The sequence below is a fragment of the Rhodopseudomonas sp. B29 genome (assembly GCF_000333455.1).
GTDB lineage: Bacteria > Pseudomonadota > Alphaproteobacteria > Rhizobiales > Xanthobacteraceae > Rhodopseudomonas.
Genome location: NZ_BADD01000581.1, coordinates 1 through 1,445, shown reverse-complemented (window position 1 = coordinate 1,445; position 1,445 = coordinate 1). Strand labels below are relative to the sequence as shown.

General features: G+C 63.7%; 2 protein-coding genes. One reads left to right on the top strand and one right to left on the bottom strand.

Annotated features, from left to right (window positions below):
• Window positions 1-732: acetyltransferase (locus I5M_RS20835; RefSeq protein WP_022723169.1), on the bottom strand; the 732-nt coding region annotated here is incomplete at its 3' end.
• A 241-nt stretch (window positions 733-973) separates the two neighbouring features.
• On the opposite strand from I5M_RS20835, the gene I5M_RS20830 reads away from it, so the two are divergent.
• On the top strand, window positions 974-1,445 hold a 472-nt coding region (locus tag I5M_RS20830; RefSeq protein ID WP_031337238.1), incomplete at its 3' end, for a phosphonate ABC transporter ATP-binding protein.

Here is a 1,445-nt window from a genome sequence, read left to right as displayed (position 1 = left end):
TCGCGCGAGACAAAATCGGCGACATCGTGCTCGGCCAGCCGAACTGGCCGGCACGCGTGGCGCAGGTCGGCAACTGCTACAACAACCAGTTCGAACTGCCGGCGGCTTCGCGCCGGCTTCGTATTTGTCGAGAAACGCCTCGACCGGCAGTTTGCGGAAATCCGGCAGCGCCAGCCGCAGCGCCTCGTGCTCCCAGTCCCACCAAGCCAGGTCGAGCAGCCTTTCGGCGACGGCTTCGGAAAAGCGCCGGCGCAGCGGCCGCGCCGGATTGCCGACCACGATCGTATAGGCTGGCACGTCGTGCGTCACCACCGCGCCGGCAGCGATCACCGAGCCGGTGCCGATATTGCGGCCCGGCAGCACGATGGCGCCATGGCCGATCCATACGTCGTGGCCGATGTCGATGTGATGCGCCCGCCGCCATTCGAAGAACTCGGCGTCGTCACTTTCGCCTTCGAAATAGGCGCTGGCCCGGTAGGTGAAATGCGCCTGGGTGGCGCGCTGCATCGGATGATTGCCCGGATTGATCCGGGTCATCGCCGCGATCGAGCAGAACTTGCCGATGTTCGTGTAGGTGATCTGCGAATCATTGACCACATAGGAGTAATCGCCCATCGCCACCTCGTGCAGGATGGTGCGGGCGCCGACCTCGCAATAACGTCCGAGCCGGACATCGTGCAGCTTGGCGCTGGGATCGACGGTGGGAGCGACCGAAAGCTGTTTGCCGGCCATCGTGAATGAGTCCTCTTGCAAGGAAGCGGTCACTCGGCACGCGAGTGATCAGGCTCCCGATCTCGGTCTTGGGGCCGAAGTGAGCGGTCGCCGAGCTATGCCGAAATCCCGCCGTCCTGTCATTGGTCGCTGCGATGACGTCGTCGTGACAGAACGATGACTGGCCCGTCGCTCGGAACATTTCGTGTCACATAGCTGCAATTTATCGGCGCTAGCCATATGCAAACGGTGGAGCTCGCGCATGCTGGTAGTTGAAGGTCTAACTTGCTGTTTCGGGAGCAAGGCTGCCGTGGACGGCGCCTCGTTCTCCGTCGAGCGGGGCTCGTTCGTCGGAGTGATCGGTCGTTCCGGCGCCGGCAAATCGACTTTGCTGCGGATGTTGAACCGCCTCGCCGATCCGACCGAAGGCCGCATCCTGTTCGACGGCACCGATGTCACCGGACTGACCGGCCGCGAACTGCGCCAGTGGCGGGCGCGTTCGGCGATGATCTTCCAGCAGTTCAATCTGATCGGCCGTCTCGACGTGCTCACCAACGTGCTGATGGGACGACTGTCCGAAGTTTCGTCGTGGCGGTCGCTGGCGCAGATGTGGCCCGAGAAGGATCGCGCTTTGGCGCTGTCGGCGCTCGATCAGTTCGACATGGCTGGCTATGCGGCGCAGCGCGCCGATCAGCTGTCCGGCGGCCAACAGCAGCGTGTCGCGATCGCACGCG